A 17,458-nucleotide genomic window follows, 5' to 3' on the forward strand; every position below is an offset into this window, starting at 1 on the left:
TCGATAGTTTTTAGTCTTCTTCAACTTTTTTAGGTTGGTAGGCAAGCATTCCTAAAGCAACAAAAATCATTACTGTAAAGATAAGGAAAATAATCTGACTATGAATATTGCCTGTCATAGAAATGGTTTGTCGTAAACCTGAAACTGAATAACTCATAGGTAACCATGGATTAATAGTTTTAAAGAATTGATTCGTTAAAGCTAAAGGATAAGTTCCTGCACTTGATGCTAATTGAAGGAGTAATAAAATTAAGGAGAAGAAGGCGCCTAGGCGAGAATTCCAGGTTGTCAATGCTGTTACCATCGCCATGAAAGCAAGACTAGTTAAAATAATCAAAGCAAAGGTTTTGAATTCGTGAACTGCAGTAAGTCCAATTAAATGTACTCCACCATAAACTAATACTCCTGCCAAACCAGCAATGATACCGTTAATTTCAAAGCGAGACTTAAACCAAGCCCAGCGACTTTCTGGATGGCGCCCAGAAGGCAATTTAGCAAAAATCATATTAGTTGAAATAGCAGCAACAAAAAGAGCAACTGATATCATATACGGAGCCATGGCAATCCCATTAACAGCAACTTGATCCGTATCAGTTTTTGAAAGACTTAAAGGATCAGCCAGTAAGTCTGCATTTTTTGGTTCAGTTGAAGCCTTATTCAATTGTTTATCAGCATCTGTCAACCCTTGATTTAATTGACTTGAACCATCACTTAATTTTCCGAGTCCTGATTGTAAAATTTCAGATCCTTGAGCAAGTTTATCTGCTCCACTAGCTATTTTTTCAGAACCATTAGCTAGTTGATTTGCTCCTGAAACTAGCTGGTCTGATTTATCAGCTAATTGTTGAGAACCCACTTGTAATTGATTAAATCCAGCAGTTAAATCTGATGTTTTATTGTTTACTTGGTTGACACCTGATGCAAGTTTATCAATTCCTGTTGCTAATTCTGGCCCATTCGCTGCTAACTTAGCAGTAGCACCTGTCAATGTAGAAGATTTTTCTGTCAACTGACTAGAGCCTTGTAGCAACTTATTGAAACTTCCTGTCAAGTTCGAATTTTTCGAACTCAACTGACTTGCTCCTAAAGCTACTTGGTCTACAGATTTTGTATAGCTGGCAATACCAGATAGAGTTTGACTAGCTGGCAATAACTGACCATCAATTGCTGTTTGAATCTGTGTTAATCCACTTGACAAACTTGTCAATGTTGAAGAAGCAGTTGGTAATAATTTACTTGACTGATTCTTTAATTGAGTTAAACTATTTGTTTGAGTGGTTACATTTTCTAAAGAAGATTGTAACGTTTGAACTGTATTTAAAATTGTTCGTGCTGACTCACTAGCAGAAGATGATGGATTAGAAACCACAGAAGTTATCTCTGCCTGTTGTTCAGGAGTTAAGCTTTGATAAGCACTCGTAGATTGAATAGCTGATAAAGTAGTTTCTTTTTCAGATTGATTTGAAGTAACGATGCTTTGTGCTGAATTTGCAATCGTTGATAAACTACTAGAAAGCTGGTTTGTTACTTGTGTTATCTCTCCACTATCTGCTGTTTGAATATTTTGAATATCTTGATTAAATTGCTCTAAACTAGTTGCTAATTGTTTAATCTGATCTTTTTGTTGGGTTGTCCCATCTAATTGAGTAGAAAGTTTTTGAATACCTTGATTAAGTTGCGTTAGTCCTGTACGTAGAGTCTCTGATTTTGTAGAAATCTGATTTGTACCTGATGATAGACTTTGAACTCTATTTGTATAAGTATCAATACCAAGTGAAAATTGATTTAATCCTGAATTGAGTTGAGAAACACCACCTGTATAGGCTTGTGTGCCTGCATCAAGTTGATTCAATCCTGATACCAGTGCCGGTGTCTTTGAGTTCAGTTGGTTTAATCCATTATCAATTTGTGAAATAGCGCTGGTATATTGATTTAAACCAGTATTAAAATTACCAAGACCAAGATTTAACTGATTTACACCAGCTGTATAGGTTCCTAATCCTGTAGATAATTGATCAGCACCGTTAGAAAATGTGAGACTCGATTGAGCTAAGGTTTGAAGATTGGTTGATAAGGTTTGACTCCCATCAGAAAGCTTATTCGAACCATCAGCCAACTGTAAACTTGCATTTGCCGCTTGAGATAAACCAAGTTTTAAATCCCCCATCTTATCAAATAAAGCTTTGGTATAAGATTGAGTAACTTTAGTAGCCACAGTCTGTTTGATTTGTGTCATGGCAGAATCACTCATCTTGCTTGCAATAAAACTATGACCACTTGATGTCTGATAGTCAATCGTCATCTGTTCAGGATGATTTGTAAGGATAGAAGAAGCTTTCTCAGAAAGATTACTTGGCAATGTTACAACCATGTAATAATCCCCATCTCGTAGTCCTCTTTCTCCCTCACCTTCATCTACAAAATGAAAATCCAGACTATCACTATCTTTCAAATTAGACACCATGTCTTCACCAATAGTGAGTTTTTCATCATTATAAGTAGCAGCTTGGTCCTTATTAACAATTGCTACAGGTAACTCCGAAAGTTTACCGTATGGATCCCACATTGATGATAAGAAAATGATATTGTAAAGAGCTGGAATTAAGGAAATTCCTATCATGACAATAATAAATGTCGGTTTTTTAAAGATTGCTTTCCATTCTTTAAACATATTGTCTCCTTTTTTTAAACTACTTGTCTAAATTTCTGATATAATAGATTATACATAAAAAAATTAAAAAGACAAGATAAAAAAATCTATTTTTAAACACATTGTCTAAAATTGTTCATCTGGAGGGAACATGCAAGAAAGTAATAAACGATTAAAAACCAAGCGCATTATCGAAAATGCTATGGTAGAATTATTGATGGAACAACCATTCGATCAGATTACAACTGTTAAATTAGCGCAAAAAGCTGGAATTAGCCGCTCCAGTTTCTATACTCATTACAAAGATAAATACGACATGATTGAACATTACCAAAGTAAACTATTTCATACCTTCGAATATATCTTTCAAAAACATGCTAATCACAAACGAGATGCTATTCTAGAAGTATTTGAATACTTGGAATCAGAACCGCTTCTAGCAGCTCTTTTATCTGAAAATGGAACCAAGGAAATTCAAAATTTCCTGAGAAATAAGCTTCACATCCTACTGAGCACGGACCTTCAAAAACGTTTTATGCAACTCAAACTAAATGAAGTAGAATTAGAATATAGTAGCGTCTACCTAACAAATGCTCTCTTTGGAGTCTGTCAAACCTGGATTGCCCATGGAAAAAAAGAAAGTCCACAAGAAATCACGAACTTTTTAATGAAAATGTTAGGAGATACAAATTAACAAAAAAGCTCTATAATATTTAGGCTCTATAATTTCTGTAGTGGGTAAAACCACCATAGGAATGATGGAGCCTATTTTGTTGTTCTTATTAGGCTAATACTAATGCAATACAATTTCCTTAGTTTTATTTTCGGACACAAATCATTATCTCTCCGTATGTTAGGTATGCCTCCCCTCATTACATCGGACAAAGAATCAAAAAAAGGAACACCAAATTAGTGTTCCTTTCATCTGACTCCGCCAGTAGGACTCGAACCTACGACATCATGATTAACAGTCATGCGCTACTACCAACTGAGCTATGGCGGATTAAATAGTCCGTACGGAATTCGAACCCGTATTACCGCTATGAAAAGACGATTTCTTAACCACGGACCCTCTACCTGTAGCAGATATAACCATTATATCAATTTATCAAAAATTGTCAATTACTTTTTTTGGTTTTTAGCCATTAGTTCTCTCAATTTTTTAGTTTTTAGGCGAGAGATAGGACAACGATGATCTTCATAAAATACAACTTCCATTTTTTTACGATCAATTTCTCTCACATTACCGATATTGACTAAAAATGACTTGTGAGCTAGATAAAAACGTTGGGTTTCCTTATCCTTTTCTTGAATATCTGTCATTGTTCCATAGAATTCTTTGGCAAAATTCTTACCTACAATTCGTAATTTATGAGAAGTTCCCGTTGTTTCAATGTAGAGAATATCATGATAAGGAATACAAAGATCATTTCCTTTATAACTATAATCAAAATAATCAACGACTGATTGGTTTTCAAGTAAAGTAGTCTTAGTGTAAAGCACACAGTCGGCAACTCTATTTTTAAAAACTTGATCACTGGTTTCTTTATCAATGAAATCCAATGCTGAAACTTTGTATTTATAAGTCAAAGTAGCAAATTCAGATCGACTTGTAATAAAAACAATAATCGCATAAGGATTGCGATGGCGAATAAATTGAGCAACCTCAAATCCTTTTCTCTCAATCCCATTGATATCAATATCTAGAAAATAAAGCTGATTGACTTCATCATGCTCTACATATTCCATAAACTCTCTCACTTTTCCTGTTGTTTTATAGGAGATAGGAATATTTGTTTCCTTAGAAATTTTATTTAGAGTTGTTTCCAACCTTACTTGGTGTTCTATAATATCTTCTAAAATCAATACTTTCATATCAGTTCCCTCTTAAATCTAATTACTTGTTTAAATACATCATTATCAATTTCTGTTTCTAAAATAACATTGTCATATTTTCCTAAAATTTCTTTAACATTATTAAGTCCAAGTCCTCTATGTCTTCCTTTAGTTGAAAATCCTAATTCAAATAAATCTTCGGATTTTACCTTTCTTTTTTTACAAGAGTTTTGGATGACAACTAGGGTTTCAAGATCCAACTTGATGATAGCTACCTCTAGTTGTTTTTGATAGCTTTCAACTGCCCCTTCAACAGCATTATTGAGCAGAACGCTCATCACGCGCACCAAATCTAACAATTCCATAGATAAAGGTGTAATAATATCTTTTACCTCTAATGTGTACTCTACATCATTAGTTTTCGCATTGACAATAGATTGGGCAATCAAACTTCGAAGCGCTGAGTCCTCAATATTGTTCAAATCGAAATAGGTATACTTATCTGAACGTAATTTTTGATTTGCTTTGACAAGAACTTCACTGTAAACTCTGTCAATCTCTTGTAAATCTTTACTTTCAATCGCCATTCTTAAGCTGATAAGCATGCCTGTATAATCATGACGAAAACCACGAATTTCATTATATAAAGTAACAATCTCATCCGTGTAAGTTTGTAAATGTTTTTGCTCAAACTTCTTTTGTTCCAATTCAATCTCTTTTTCTATCTGAACCTTGTGAGAATTCATAGAAAAGAAAGTCAAAAGTAGGCCAACAAAAATAATGGATGATAAAATACTTCCAAAACCATTTAAGTGACGAATCGTACTCACAATATCTGAAGTGAAAGAGACAACGTGTAGAAAAATAAATGTAAAGAGCACTTTTTTCAGAAAAGGATATAGATAGTCTTTATCAAAATATTTAAATTCGAGATGGAAATAAGAAACAACAACTTTAATAACCAAATAAGTTAAGATCAGGATAAATAGAGAAAAATAATTGTTATACTTCAATGCAAACTCATCTCCTGTAATAGATGATAAGGTTACCGATAAAAAGTTATTAGTACTATTATATAAAAGAGAAAATAATAGACTGATAAAAATTCCCTTAGATTTCTCATACTTCTTAAATCCAACAAAGTAACCAAATAGGAGGAAAGGAAATAAAAATTTAGACAAACCAAAACTATCTAAGTTCAAGAAATGGAGAGTTACTTCTAATACTAATGGTAGTAGAAAGATATAAAGACTAAAAAAATATTGGTCTTTTCTAGTTGCTTTACAAACCCATTCATGAATTTTACTAATAATAAAAACATAAACAATAGCAATTACTAATCCGAATAAATCCATTATTTCCCACCTTTATTTTTACTTACTTACTTTTTGAAAAAAGAAAATTATTTATTGTATACATAGGTCTCCATTCCCCACCTCTAATTTCCTGCAGTTCTTTTTCGTTCAATTGTTGGAAATCTTTCATTTGAGCAAAATCTGTATTCTTTTTCATAATATAAACTCCTATAATGTTTTTCTTGTAAATTAACTTACAAAAATATTATATAAAATCTACGATACCTATAGAGAATTATCTCTCAAATGCTCAAATTTTATTCTGAAGTGTCAAATTTTTACAAAAAAAGCCGGGATTTTTTCCCAGCTTACGATTTTACACTGATCCCAGCAGGATTCGAACCTGCGACCGTTCGCTTAGAAGGCGAATGCTCTATCCAGCTGAGCTATGAGACCTTACTAATCTATCTTATCAAAAAAATCTAGCTTAGTCAATCATCTATTTATGATAGGGAGAGCCCTGTTGAATCGAAAACGCTCTATAAATTTGTTCTACTAAGACTAATCTCATTAGTTGATGAGGAAGCGTCAATCTCCCAAAACTAACAGAGAGATTGGCTCTTTTTTTCACCTCTGGAGATAGTCCTAAACTCCCACCAATGATAAAAATGATTGTCGAAAATCCATTGATAGAAGCCCTTTCAAGCTGCTTACTGAACTCTTCAGAAGAAAAAGTTGTTCCTTCAATAGCTAAAACAACTACAAAATCACGTTCCCCTACTTTAGCAAGAATGCGGTTCCCTTCCAACTCCAAAATCTTTTGATTTTCAGATTCGCTGGCCCGATCTGGTGTTTTTTCATCAGCCAACTCAATCATTTCTAGATTAGCAAATCGTGAAATTCTCTTGGAGTATTCTGCTATGCCATCTTTGAGATATTTTTCTTTCAGTTTTCCAACTGTTACCACTTTAATTTTCATTCTTCTATTCTAACATATTCACACTCAATTTCACATCTTATTCACAGATAAGATTTTGAAAAACTTTAATAAATTCACAGGTTTTTGAAAGTTATCCACAAGTTGTGAAAAACTTTTTGTTTTTAAGCTTGGATTAAGCTAGCTATTTTATACTTTCATTGATTAAAAAACATGGAGGCTTCTATGAAAAACTTAAAAACTAGTTCCAAAAAATGGGGACAACTTTTAGTAGTCATTCTCATTAGCTTTTTTAGTGGTGTTTTAGGTACTTTTACGACATTGCAGCTAAGTCAAAAACAAAACACTAATCCAACAAATACCACCACTGTCAGCAAAACAGCTGTAAAAAATGAAAACTCAACCACACAGGCAGTCGATAAAGTTAAAGATGCTGTAGTATCTGTCATTACTTACTCCGCAAACTCCCAAAATAGTTTATTTGGATCTACAGAGACTGATACAGATACAAATACTGAGCAAGTATCTAGTGAAGGTTCTGGAGTTATTTATAAAAAAGAAGGTAACTTTGCTTACCTCGTAACCAATACTCACGTTATTAATGGCGCTAAAAAAGTTGATATTCGTTTAGCAGATGGGACTAAAGTTCCAGGTGAAATTGTTGGTTCTGATACTTATTCTGACATTGCAGTTGTAAAAATTGCTGCAGATAAGGTGACTACAGTAGCCGAATTTGGAGATTCTGATCAACTAACAGTTGGAGAAACAGCTATTGCAATCGGAAGCCCTCTAGGTTCTGAATATGCCAATACCGTGACACAAGGCATCGTGTCAAGTTTGAATAGAAATGTTTCTTTAAAATCTGAAGATGGACAAGCTATCTCTACAAAGGCTATCCAAACAGATACAGCCATCAACCCTGGAAACTCTGGCGGTCCCTTAATCAATATTCAGGGACAAGTAATCGGAATTACATCTAGTAAAATCGCCACAAACGGTGGAACGTCTGTGGAAGGACTTGGTTTTGCCATTCCTTCAAACGATGCCATCAATATTATCAATCAATTGGAAAAGAATGGAAAAGTCACTCGACCAGCCTTGGGCATTCAAATGGTCAACCTTTCAAATCTTAGTAGCACTGATTTACAAAGATTGAATGTACCATCAAGTGTCACTGCAGGAGTAGTTGTTCGTTCTGTTATAACTAGTATGCCTGCCAATGGACATCTACAACAATATGACGTCATTACAAAAGTGGATGATAAAGCTATTTCTTCAACTACTGAATTACAAAGTGCTCTATATAGCCATTCTATCGGAGATAGCATGACCATTACATACTACCGTAATGGCAAGGAAGAAACAACTACCATTAAATTAGATAAGAGTACTAGTGATTTGGAACAATAGTTTACAGATATGTAAAGTTGCTTTACAGAATATCTAAGTTGTGTTAATGTAGAATTATGGAAGAATTTAAAATTGTTCAAATAAAAGATATTCAAAAAAATCCCTATCAACCTCGGAAGGAATTTTCAGAAGAAAAAATACAAGAACTGGCCCATTCTATTAAGGAAAACGGCTTGATTCAGCCAATCATCGTTAGAAAATCTCCAGTACTTGGATATGAAATTCTAGCTGGAGAAAGACGGTATCGCGCTTCAATAGCTGCTGGACTTTCAGAAGTTCCAGTCATTGTTAAGCAACTTTCTGATCAAGATATGATGCTTCATTCTATCATTGAGAATCTCCAACGAGAAAATTTAAATCCTATCGAGGAAGCTAAAGCATATCAATCCTTAATTGATAAAGGTTTTACCCACACAGAAATTGCTGAAAAAATGGGAAAATCTCGACCTTATATTACAAACCTAGTTCGATTATTAGGACTACCTAAACATATCCTGATAGAGGTTGAAAGTGGTAGACTTTCTCAAGCTCATGCTAGACTCCTCATTCAATTATCAAGTGATAAACAAGACAAACTCTTGAATCGTATTCAAACTGAAAATCTCTCTGTTCGACAAGTTGAACAAATACTACAAAAAACGAAGAAGAGCAGCAAAAAAGAAAAAGACCACTTTGTCAAAGACGAAGAGCAAAAATTGAAAAAAATACTCGGATTAGATGTTCAGATTAAGCTACAAAAAAAAGATAGTGGTAAAATTTCAATTTCCTTCCATAACCAAGATGAATACCAACAATTTATTAACAGCCTGAAATAAGGCTGTTATTTTAGTATTCTTAACGAACATAGTTATCCACTGCATTTTAGTTTTTAAAAGCCCAGTATTTCAGAATTTTTCTTAGTTATCCACATTTTGTGGATAACATTTAAAAACATTGTTAATTGTTTTCCACAACTTGTGGAAAAATAATCTTATCTATGGTAAAATGATTCTATCAATAAACCTTTTAAATTCTATAGTAAAGGAGGAGAAAATCATTGAAGGAAAAACAATTTTGGAATCGTCTTTTAGAACTTGCACATGATAAATTAACTCAGTCAGTTTATGATTTCTATATTTTAGACGCAAAACTGGTTAAAGTTGAAGAAAATACTGTAACGATTTTCTTACCCCGCGATGAAATGCAGATATTCTGGGAACGAAATATCAATGGGATGCTTTTAGCAGCAGGTTTTGAAATCTATGATACTGAAATAAAAGCTCATTATATCTTCACGAAAGTTGAAGAAGCGAGCTCACAAGTAGCTTTCGAGTCTGAACCTGGCAACGATTATCAACCAAGTCAATCCACTATTCCATATTCTGAAACTGGACTCAAGGAAAAGTATACTTTCGATAATTTTGTTCAAGGGGATGGTAATGTTTGGGCTAAGTCTGCTGCTTTGGCTGTTTCTGAAGATCCAGGATTAACTTACAATCCTCTATTTATCTACGGAGGGCCTGGACTTGGAAAAACTCACCTGTTAAATGCCCTTGGAAATGAAATTCTAAAAAAGAGCCCAAATGCGCGTGTAAAATACATACCTGCTGAAAGTTTTATTAATGAATTTCTAGAGCATTTGAGACTTAATGATATGGAAAAATTCAAGAAAACTTACCGTAGTTTAGACCTCCTACTCATTGATGATATTCAATCACTTAGTGGAAAGAAAGTACAAACTCAGGAAGAGTTTTTCAATACATTTAACGCCCTTCACAATAATAATAAACAGATTGTTTTAACGAGTGACCGTAGACCTGAACATTTAGAGAGTCTACCTGAACGTCTGGTCACGCGCTTCTCGTGGGGATTAACGACAGATATCACACCACCTGATTTTGAAACACGTATTGCGATTTTACAGAGTAAGACTGAACATCTCAACTATCATTTTCAGAATGATACACTCGAATATTTGGCTGGACAATTTGACTCTAACGTGCGAGAACTCGAAGGAGCACTCAACGATATCAGCCTAATGGCCAAAGTCAAAAAAATTAACGATATCACAGTTGACATTGCAGCTGAAGCTATTCGTGCTCGTAAACAAGACGTTAGCAAAATGATCGTGATTCCAATTGATAAAATCCAGACAGAAGTTGGAAACTTCTATGGTGTTAGTGTCAAGGAAATGAAAGGAACTAGACGTGTTCAAAATATCGTTTTAGCCCGTCAAGTTGCCATGTATCTAGCCAGAGAAATGACTGATAATAGCCTTCCTAAGATTGGAAAAGAGTTTGGTGGTAAAGACCACACAACGGTCATTCACGCTCATGGAAAAATCAAATCCATGCTTGAAACAGATGATAATTTACGTATAGAAATTGAAAACATCAAAAAGAAAATTAAATAACTTGTGGATAACTTTTTAAAAAATCTCTTATTTATCCACATCTTTTAAACAAGGCTCTGTCCTTGAGTTTTCTTGATTACAAGTGTTTTTCCACAGATTTCACACGCTCTATTATTACTATTATCCTTCTAATAATAAAAAGAATAAAGGAGAATCCATGATTCATTTTTCAATTAATAAAAACTTATTTTTACAAGCCTTAAATACAACAAAGAGAGCTATTAGCTCAAAGAATGCAATTCCTATTTTATCGACTGTAAAAATTGATGTTACCAATGAAGGAATTACCTTGATTGGATCAAATGGTCAAATCTCAATCGAAAATTTTATCTCGCAAAAAAATGAAAATGCAGGTCTCTTGATTAACTCTTTAGGTTCAGTTCTACTGGAAGCTTCTTTCTTTATCAATGTTGTTTCAAGCCTTCCAGATGTAACACTTGATTTTAAAGAGATTGAACAAAAGCAAATTGTCTTAACTAGTGGAAAATCAGAGATTACTCTTAAAGGAAAAGATAGTGAGCAATATCCACGTATTCAGGAAATTTCTGCAAGCAATCCTTTACTTCTTGAAACAAAACTTCTTAAAAAGATTATCAATGAAACAGCTTTTGCAGCTAGTACCCAAGAAAGCCGTCCTATTTTGACAGGTGTCCACTTTGTTTTAAGCAACCACAAAGAATTAAAAACAGTTGCGACAGACTCTCACCGTCTTAGTCAGAAAAAGTTGACTCTTGAAAAAAATAGCGATGATTTTGATGTTGTCATCCCAAGTCGTTCGCTACGCGAATTTTCAGCTGTTTTTACGGATGATATCGAAACAGTGGAGATTTTCTTCGCCAATAATCAAATTCTCTTTAGAAGTGAAAATATTAGCTTCTACACACGTCTCTTAGAAGGAAATTATCCAGATACCGATCGATTGATTCCAACAGATTTCAATACAACAGTGACTTTTGATGTTGCTAAACTACGCCAGTCTATGGAACGTGCTCGTCTCTTATCAAGTGCGACACAAAATGGTACTGTTAAATTAGAAATCAAAGAAGGAGTTGTAAGTGCCCATGTCCATTCTCCAGAAGTAGGGAAAGTAAACGAAGAAATTGATACTGAAAATGTAAGTGGTGCTGATTTGACGATTAGTTTCAACCCAACTTATTTGATTGAAGCACTAAAAGCTTTGAATAGCGAAAAAGTTACAATCAGCTTTATTTCAGCAGTTCGTCCATTTACTCTAGTTCCAGCTGATACAGATGAAGATTTCATGCAGCTCATCACACCAGTTCGTACAAATTAATGGAAAGAGGTTGAGCCTAGCTCGCCTCTTTTATGATATAATCGAAAAAGAAAAAGGAGACTAACTATGTATCAAGTTGGAAATTTTGTTGAAATGAAAAAACCTCATGCTTGTACGATTAAGTCAACAGGCAAAAAGGCAAATCGCTGGGAAATTACCCGTGTTGGTGCAGATATCAAAATAAAATGTAGCAATTGTGATCATGTGGTCATGATGAGTCGCTATGATTTTGAAAGAAAAATGAACAAAATCATCGACTAGGAACCCCATAGTAAGAGGGTTAGCAAGTTTTCCCTTTTTGTGTTATAATATTGAAGATTGAAATGTGAACGGAGAATGAGAAACTATGGCTTTAACAGCAGGTATTGTAGGTTTACCAAACGTTGGTAAATCAACCCTATTTAATGCAATTACAAAAGCAGGAGCAGAGGCTGCAAACTATCCTTTTGCGACCATTGATCCAAACGTTGGAATGGTAGAAGTTCCAGATGAACGCCTCCAAAAATTGACGGAAATGATTACTCCTAAAAAGACAGTTCCAACAACCTTTGAATTTACAGATATTGCAGGGATTGTAAAAGGAGCATCAAGAGGAGAAGGTCTTGGGAATAAATTCTTGGCCAACATCCGTGAAGTTGATGCGATTGTTCATGTGGTTCGTGCCTTTGATGATGAAAATGTCATGCGTGAGCAAGGTCGCGAAGATGCCTTTGTGGATCCGCTAGCAGATATTGATACCATTAACCTAGAGTTGATTCTTGCTGATTTAGAATCAGTCAATAAACGCTATGCGCGTGTAGAAAAAATGGCGCGTACGCAAAAAGATAAGGAATCAGTTGCAGAATTTAACGTTCTCCAAAAGATTAAACCTGTTCTTGAAGATGGAAAATCAGCTCGTACCATTGAATTTACAGATGAAGAGCAAAAAGTAGTTAAAGGCCTTTTCCTTTTGACCACGAAACCAGTTCTTTATGTAGCAAATGTTGATGAGGATGTGGTTGGAGATCCAGAATCTATCGATTATGTGAAACAAATTCGTGAATTCGCAGCAACAGAAAATGCAGAAGTAGTAGTCATTTCTGCGCGTGCTGAAGAAGAAATTTCTGAGTTAGACGATGAAGATAAAAAAGAGTTTCTTGAAGCCATTGGTTTGACAGAATCAGGTGTGGATAAGTTGACTCGTGCAGCATATCATTTGTTAGGACTTGGAACTTACTTCACAGCCGGTGAAAAAGAAGTTCGTGCTTGGACCTTTAAACGTGGCATGAAAGCTCCTCAGGCAGCTGGTATCATCCACTCTGACTTTGAAAAAGGTTTTATTCGTGCAGTGACTATGTCTTATGACGATTTAGTAAAATACGGCTCTGAAAAGGCTGTAAAAGAAGCAGGACGTTTGCGTGAAGAAGGAAAAGAATATGTCGTGCAAGATGGCGATATTATGGAATTCCGCTTTAACGTTTAATCAGTATTTAAAATAATGTCAATTAGGTTGGAAAAAAATTCCAACCCTTTTGGCTTTTGAAAGGAAATTTAAATGACAAAATTACTTGTAGGATTGGGAAATCCAGGAGATAAATATTTTGAAACTAAACATAATGTTGGCTTTATGCTGATTGACCAACTAGCAAAAAAACAGAATGTTACCTTTACACACGATAAGATATTCCAAGCTGAATTAGCTTCATTTTTCCTTAATGGGGAAAAAATTTATCTGGTGAAACCGACGACTTTTATGAATGAAAGTGGAAAAGCTGTTCATGCATTGTTAACTTATTATGGTTTAGATATTGAAGATTTACTGATCATTTACGATGACCTTGACATGGAAGTCGGAAAAATTCGTCTTCGTGCTAAAGGATCAGCTGGTGGTCATAATGGAATTAAGTCGATTATTCAACATATTGGTACACAGGTTTTCAATCGTGTAAAGATTGGTATTGGTAGACCTAAAAAAGGAATGTCTGTTGTTCACCATGTTTTGACTAAGTTTGATCAGGAAGATTATATCGGTATTTTACAGTCAATTGACAAGGTTGACGATGCTGTAAATTATTATTTACAAGAAAAAAACTTTGAAAAGACGATGCAGAAATATAATGGATAAGGAAATGGCATTAATCGATTTCTTTTTAGAGAATAAACAAATTCTATCTTGGCATGAGAACTTACCACAGAAACAAAGACAATTATTGCTAGGACTTTCTGGATCAGCAAAATCGTTAGCGATTGCTAGTAGTCTGAAGAGTCAGGATAAGGTTTTAGTGATGACTTCCACATATGGAGAGGCTGAGCGTCTGATTAATGATCTAATCTCCATATTAGGTTCGGATCTGGTTTATCCATTTCTAGTAGATGATTCACCAATGGTTGAATTTTTGGTATCATCTCAGGAAAAGATTTTTTCTCGGGTTGAAGCTTTGCGGTTTCTAAGAAATGAGTCTCAAAGAGGGATTTTAGTTTGTAACGTCGCAGCTAGTCGAGTATTCTTGCCGAATCCTCAAGTTTTTGATGATAGTATCTTAGAACTTCAAGTGGGGCAAGAATGCGAACAAAGAGAATTAAAAAATCACTTGATTTCTCTTGGTTATAAGAAAGTTACACAAGTTCAAAGTCAGGGAGAATTTAGCCTTCGTGGAGATATTCTAGATATATTTGAAACCTCTCAAATTTGTCCTTATCGGATTGAATTTTTCGGTGATGAGATTGATGGCATTAGAGAATTTGATACTGAAACTCAATTATCAAAAGATAGTAAAACTCAAGTACTAATCTATCCAGCTAGTGATATTTTATTAACGAATGAAGATTATCATCGTGGTCAGAAATTTTTAGAACATGAGATTGATAAGGCACTTTCTCCAACTTTAAAGTCTTACCTAGAAGAAGTTTTTAGTTGTACGAAAGAGCAAGTTCTTCATGCAGATATTCGCAAGTTTTTGTCTGTATTTTATAAAAAACAGTGGACCTTGATAGACTATTTGAATCAAGTTCCTGTTATATTTGATGATTTTCAAAAAATCATGAACCAGTACGATGCTTTTGATAAGGAAACAGCTAGCTACTTTACAGATGATTTACATAATAGTAAAGCAGTATCAAGTTTACAATATTTTGCTGATGTAGAAAGTCAATTTAAAAAATATGTACCAGCGACTTTCTTTTCAAATTTTCAAAAAGGGCTTGGAAATTTGAAATTTAATAATCTGTACCAGTTCAATCAATATCCTATGCAGGAGTTCTTTAATCAGTTTTCTTTTCTGAAAGAAGAAATTGAACGTTACAAAAAATTAAAGTATACGATTGTTCTTCAATCAAGTAGCAAAACTGAACTAAAGAAACTGTCAACGATCCTTGATGAATACGATATTAAAGTTGATAATAGCAATGAAAGTGAAATCTGTAAAGGAACTGTCAATCTTATTGAAGGAAATCTGCGACATGGGTTTCATTTTGTAGATGAGAATCTTGTATTTATTACTGAATATGAAATTTTTAAAAAGAAGATTAAACGCAAGTATCGAAGACAAAATATCAGTAACGCTGAACGATTAAAGGATTATAATGAACTCCAAAAAGGAGACTATGTTGTTCATCAAATCCATGGTATTGGTCAATATTTAGGGATCGAAACGATTGAAATCAAAGGGATTCATAGAGACTATGTAAGTGTTCTATATCAAAATGGAGACCGTATTTCTATCCCTGTGGAGCAGATACAGACTCTTTCTAAGTATGTTTCTAGTGATGGTAAGGCTCCAAAGTTAAACAAATTAAACGATGGACGTTTTAAAAAAGCGAAGCAAAAAGTAAAGAGTCAAGTTGAAGATATTGCAGATGATTTAATTAAGTTATATGCAGAGAGAAGTCAACTTAAAGGTTTTGCATTTTCAAAAGATGATGAAGATCAAGTTGCTTTTGACGAAGCATTCCCATATGTAGAAACTGAGGACCAACTTAGAAGTATCGAAGAGATTAAGAAAGATATGCAGGCTTCTCAACCGATGGACCGACTTTTAGTTGGAGATGTGGGTTTTGGTAAGACAGAAGTAGCAATGCGAGCTGCGTTTAAGGCTGTCAATGATCATAAACAGGTTGTCGTTTTAGTGCCAACAACCGTTCTTGCTCAGCAACATTACAGTAATTTTAAGGAAAGATTTGAACAATTTGCTGTCAACGTAGATGTTTTGAGTCGTTTCAGAAGTAAAAAAGAACAGACTGAAACACTTGAGAAGTTAAAAAAAGGTCAAGTAGACATCTTGATAGGGACCCATAGAGTCTTGTCTAAAGATGTTGAGTTTGCTGATTTGGGGTTGATGATTATTGATGAAGAGCAACGTTTTGGTGTTAAGCATAAGGAAGCTTTGAAGGAATTAAAAAAGAAGGTTGATGTCTTAACTTTGACAGCGACACCAATTCCTCGAACTCTTCATATGTCTATGCTAGGTATCCGAGATTTATCAGTCATAGAGACTCCTCCAACAAATCGATATCCTGTTCAAACCTACGTACTTGAACAGAATGATCGTATCATTCGTGATGCTGTATTGAGAGAAATGGATCGTGGTGGTCAAGTTTACTATCTTTACAATAAAGTTGACACGATTGAAAAGAAGGTTTCAGAGTTACAAGAACTTATTCCAGAAGCTTCTATTGGATTTGTCCATGGTCAAATGAGTGAAATTCGCTTAGAAAATACACTTCTTGATTTCATTGAAGGACAATATGATATTTTAGTAACTACAACAATCATCGAGACAGGAGTAGATATTCCAAATGCTAATACCTTGTTTATAGAAAATGCAGATCATATGGGATTGTCAACCTTGTATCAATTAAGAGGTCGTGTTGGTCGTAGTAATCGAATTGCTTATGCTTATCTCATGTATCGTCCAGATAAAACTTTGACAGAAGTTTCTGAGAAAAGATTAGATGCCATCAAAGGTTTTACTGAACTAGGTTCTGGTTTCAAAATAGCTATGCGTGATTTATCCATTCGTGGAGCTGGAAATCTATTAGGAAGCTCTCAGTCTGGATTTATCGATTCTGTTGGTTTTGAGTTGTACTCTCAGTTGTTAGAAGAAGCAATAGCTAAGAAAAATGGAACTGACAAAAAACGTGAAAAAGGAAATGCTGAGTTAATTCTACAAATCGATGCCTATCTTCCAGATGAGTATATTTCAGATGAACGACATAAAATTGAAATTTACAAGAGAATTCGTCAGATTGATAACCGTGTCAACTATGAGGGATTACAAGATGAGTTGATCGATCGTTTTGGAGAATATCCAGATGTCGTTGCTTACCTTTTAGAAATTGGATTAGCTAAAGCATATCTTGATAAAGTATTTGTCAATCGTGTAGAAAGAAAGGTTAATAAGCTGGTCATTCAGTTTGAAAAAATATCGCAACAATTATTTTTAACACAAGATTATTTCCAGGCTCTTTCTCAGACAAGTTTGAAGGCAAATATTTCAGAAAATCAAGGTTTAATCGAAGTTGTTTTTGATATTCGTAATAAAAAGGATTATGAGATTTTAGAAGGTCTTTTAACTTTTGGAGAATCATTAGCAAACATAAAAGATTCAAAAGAGTCGAATTAGGTATGACATTTTTCTTCTATAAAAGGGATAAAAATGGTACAATA

The 17,458-nt window shown here is 34.3% G+C and carries 14 protein-coding genes and 2 tRNA genes; 9 read left to right on the forward strand and 7 right to left on the reverse strand.

Annotated features, from left to right (window positions below):
* Positions 1 to 10: 10 nt before the first annotated feature.
* Positions 11 to 2,671 carry a YhgE/Pip domain-containing protein gene (locus RRU92_RS02070; RefSeq protein WP_153224635.1) on the reverse strand — a complete coding sequence of 887 codons (2,661 nt, stop codon included), beginning with the start codon at positions 2,669 to 2,671 and terminating at the stop codon, positions 11 to 13.
* 130 nt (positions 2,672 to 2,801) lie between these two features.
* On the opposite strand from RRU92_RS02070, the gene RRU92_RS02075 reads away from it, so the two are divergent.
* Positions 2,802 to 3,344, forward strand: coding sequence for a TetR/AcrR family transcriptional regulator (locus tag RRU92_RS02075; protein ID WP_061863863.1), 543 nt, complete (start codon positions 2,802 to 2,804; stop codon positions 3,342 to 3,344).
* Between the two features lie 235 nt (positions 3,345 to 3,579).
* Here RRU92_RS02075 and RRU92_RS02080 read toward each other — a convergent pair.
* The 6 genes from RRU92_RS02080 to rlmH all read right to left on the reverse strand — a co-directional run bounded on the left by RRU92_RS02080 (position 3,580) and on the right by rlmH (position 6,760).
* Positions 3,580 to 3,653 (reverse strand) — tRNA-Asn (locus RRU92_RS02080).
* Positions 3,654 to 3,772: 119 nt separating this feature from the next.
* Positions 3,773 to 4,525: a competence system response regulator transcription factor ComE gene (gene comE / locus RRU92_RS02085; RefSeq protein ID WP_049530388.1), complete on the reverse strand. Its 753-nt coding sequence runs from the start codon at positions 4,523 to 4,525 to the stop codon at positions 3,773 to 3,775.
* A complete protein-coding gene (gene comD, locus RRU92_RS02090) occupies positions 4,522 to 5,841 on the reverse strand; it encodes a competence system sensor histidine kinase ComD (RefSeq protein ID WP_315640220.1) in 1,320 nt (439 codons plus the stop codon). The genes comE and comD overlap by 4 nt, the downstream gene beginning before the upstream one ends.
* Before the next feature lie 22 nt (positions 5,842 to 5,863).
* Positions 5,864 to 5,998: a ComC/BlpC family leader-containing pheromone/bacteriocin gene (locus RRU92_RS02095; RefSeq protein ID WP_315640221.1), complete on the reverse strand. Its 135-nt coding sequence runs from the start codon at positions 5,996 to 5,998 to the stop codon at positions 5,864 to 5,866.
* 165 nt (positions 5,999 to 6,163) lie between these two features.
* Positions 6,164 to 6,237 (reverse strand) — tRNA-Arg (locus tag RRU92_RS02100).
* A gap of 43 nt (positions 6,238 to 6,280) precedes the next feature.
* Entirely contained in the window at positions 6,281 to 6,760 is a 480-nt protein-coding gene (gene rlmH / locus RRU92_RS02105; protein WP_153224633.1) for a 23S rRNA (pseudouridine(1915)-N(3))-methyltransferase RlmH, read from the reverse strand.
* A gap of 183 nt (positions 6,761 to 6,943) precedes the next feature.
* Between rlmH and RRU92_RS02110 the strand changes: the two genes are divergently transcribed.
* The 8 genes from RRU92_RS02110 (at position 6,944) to mfd (ending at position 17,414) form a co-directional block, all read left to right on the forward strand.
* Positions 6,944 to 8,128 (forward strand): S1C family serine protease, encoded by a 1,185-nt coding sequence (locus RRU92_RS02110; RefSeq protein WP_315640222.1) that lies wholly within the window; start codon positions 6,944 to 6,946, stop codon positions 8,126 to 8,128.
* Between the two features lie 56 nt (positions 8,129 to 8,184).
* Positions 8,185 to 8,943: a ParB/RepB/Spo0J family partition protein gene (locus tag RRU92_RS02115; protein ID WP_153224631.1), complete on the forward strand. Its 759-nt coding sequence runs from the start codon at positions 8,185 to 8,187 to the stop codon at positions 8,941 to 8,943.
* Positions 8,944 to 9,164: 221 nt separating this feature from the next.
* Positions 9,165 to 10,520 carry a chromosomal replication initiator protein DnaA gene (dnaA, locus tag RRU92_RS02120; protein WP_153224630.1) on the forward strand — a complete coding sequence of 452 codons (1,356 nt, stop codon included), beginning with the start codon at positions 9,165 to 9,167 and terminating at the stop codon, positions 10,518 to 10,520.
* Between the two features lie 157 nt (positions 10,521 to 10,677).
* Positions 10,678 to 11,814 (forward strand): DNA polymerase III subunit beta, encoded by a 1,137-nt coding sequence (dnaN, locus tag RRU92_RS02125; protein ID WP_248035104.1) that lies wholly within the window; start codon positions 10,678 to 10,680, stop codon positions 11,812 to 11,814.
* Between the two features lie 66 nt (positions 11,815 to 11,880).
* Entirely contained in the window at positions 11,881 to 12,075 is a 195-nt protein-coding gene (locus RRU92_RS02130) for a DUF951 domain-containing protein (RefSeq protein ID WP_000285188.1), read from the forward strand.
* Between the two features lie 85 nt (positions 12,076 to 12,160).
* On the forward strand, positions 12,161 to 13,276 hold the full coding sequence (gene ychF / locus RRU92_RS02135; protein ID WP_045762398.1) for a redox-regulated ATPase YchF: 1,116 nt from the start codon (positions 12,161 to 12,163) through the stop codon (positions 13,274 to 13,276).
* A 72-nt stretch (positions 13,277 to 13,348) separates the two neighbouring features.
* On the forward strand, positions 13,349 to 13,918 hold the full coding sequence (gene pth, locus RRU92_RS02140) for an aminoacyl-tRNA hydrolase (RefSeq protein ID WP_281335679.1): 570 nt from the start codon (positions 13,349 to 13,351) through the stop codon (positions 13,916 to 13,918).
* The gene (gene mfd / locus RRU92_RS02145) at positions 13,911 to 17,414 is read left to right on the forward strand and encodes a transcription-repair coupling factor (protein WP_281335680.1); all 3,504 of its coding nucleotides are present in this window, start codon (positions 13,911 to 13,913) and stop codon (positions 17,412 to 17,414) included. Before pth ends, mfd begins: the two co-directional genes overlap by 8 nt.
* Positions 17,415 to 17,458 lie beyond the last annotated feature (44 nt).

Source organism: Streptococcus sp. DTU_2020_1001019_1_SI_AUS_MUR_006 (assembly GCF_032340315.1).
Taxonomy (GTDB): Bacteria; Bacillota; Bacilli; order Lactobacillales; family Streptococcaceae; genus Streptococcus.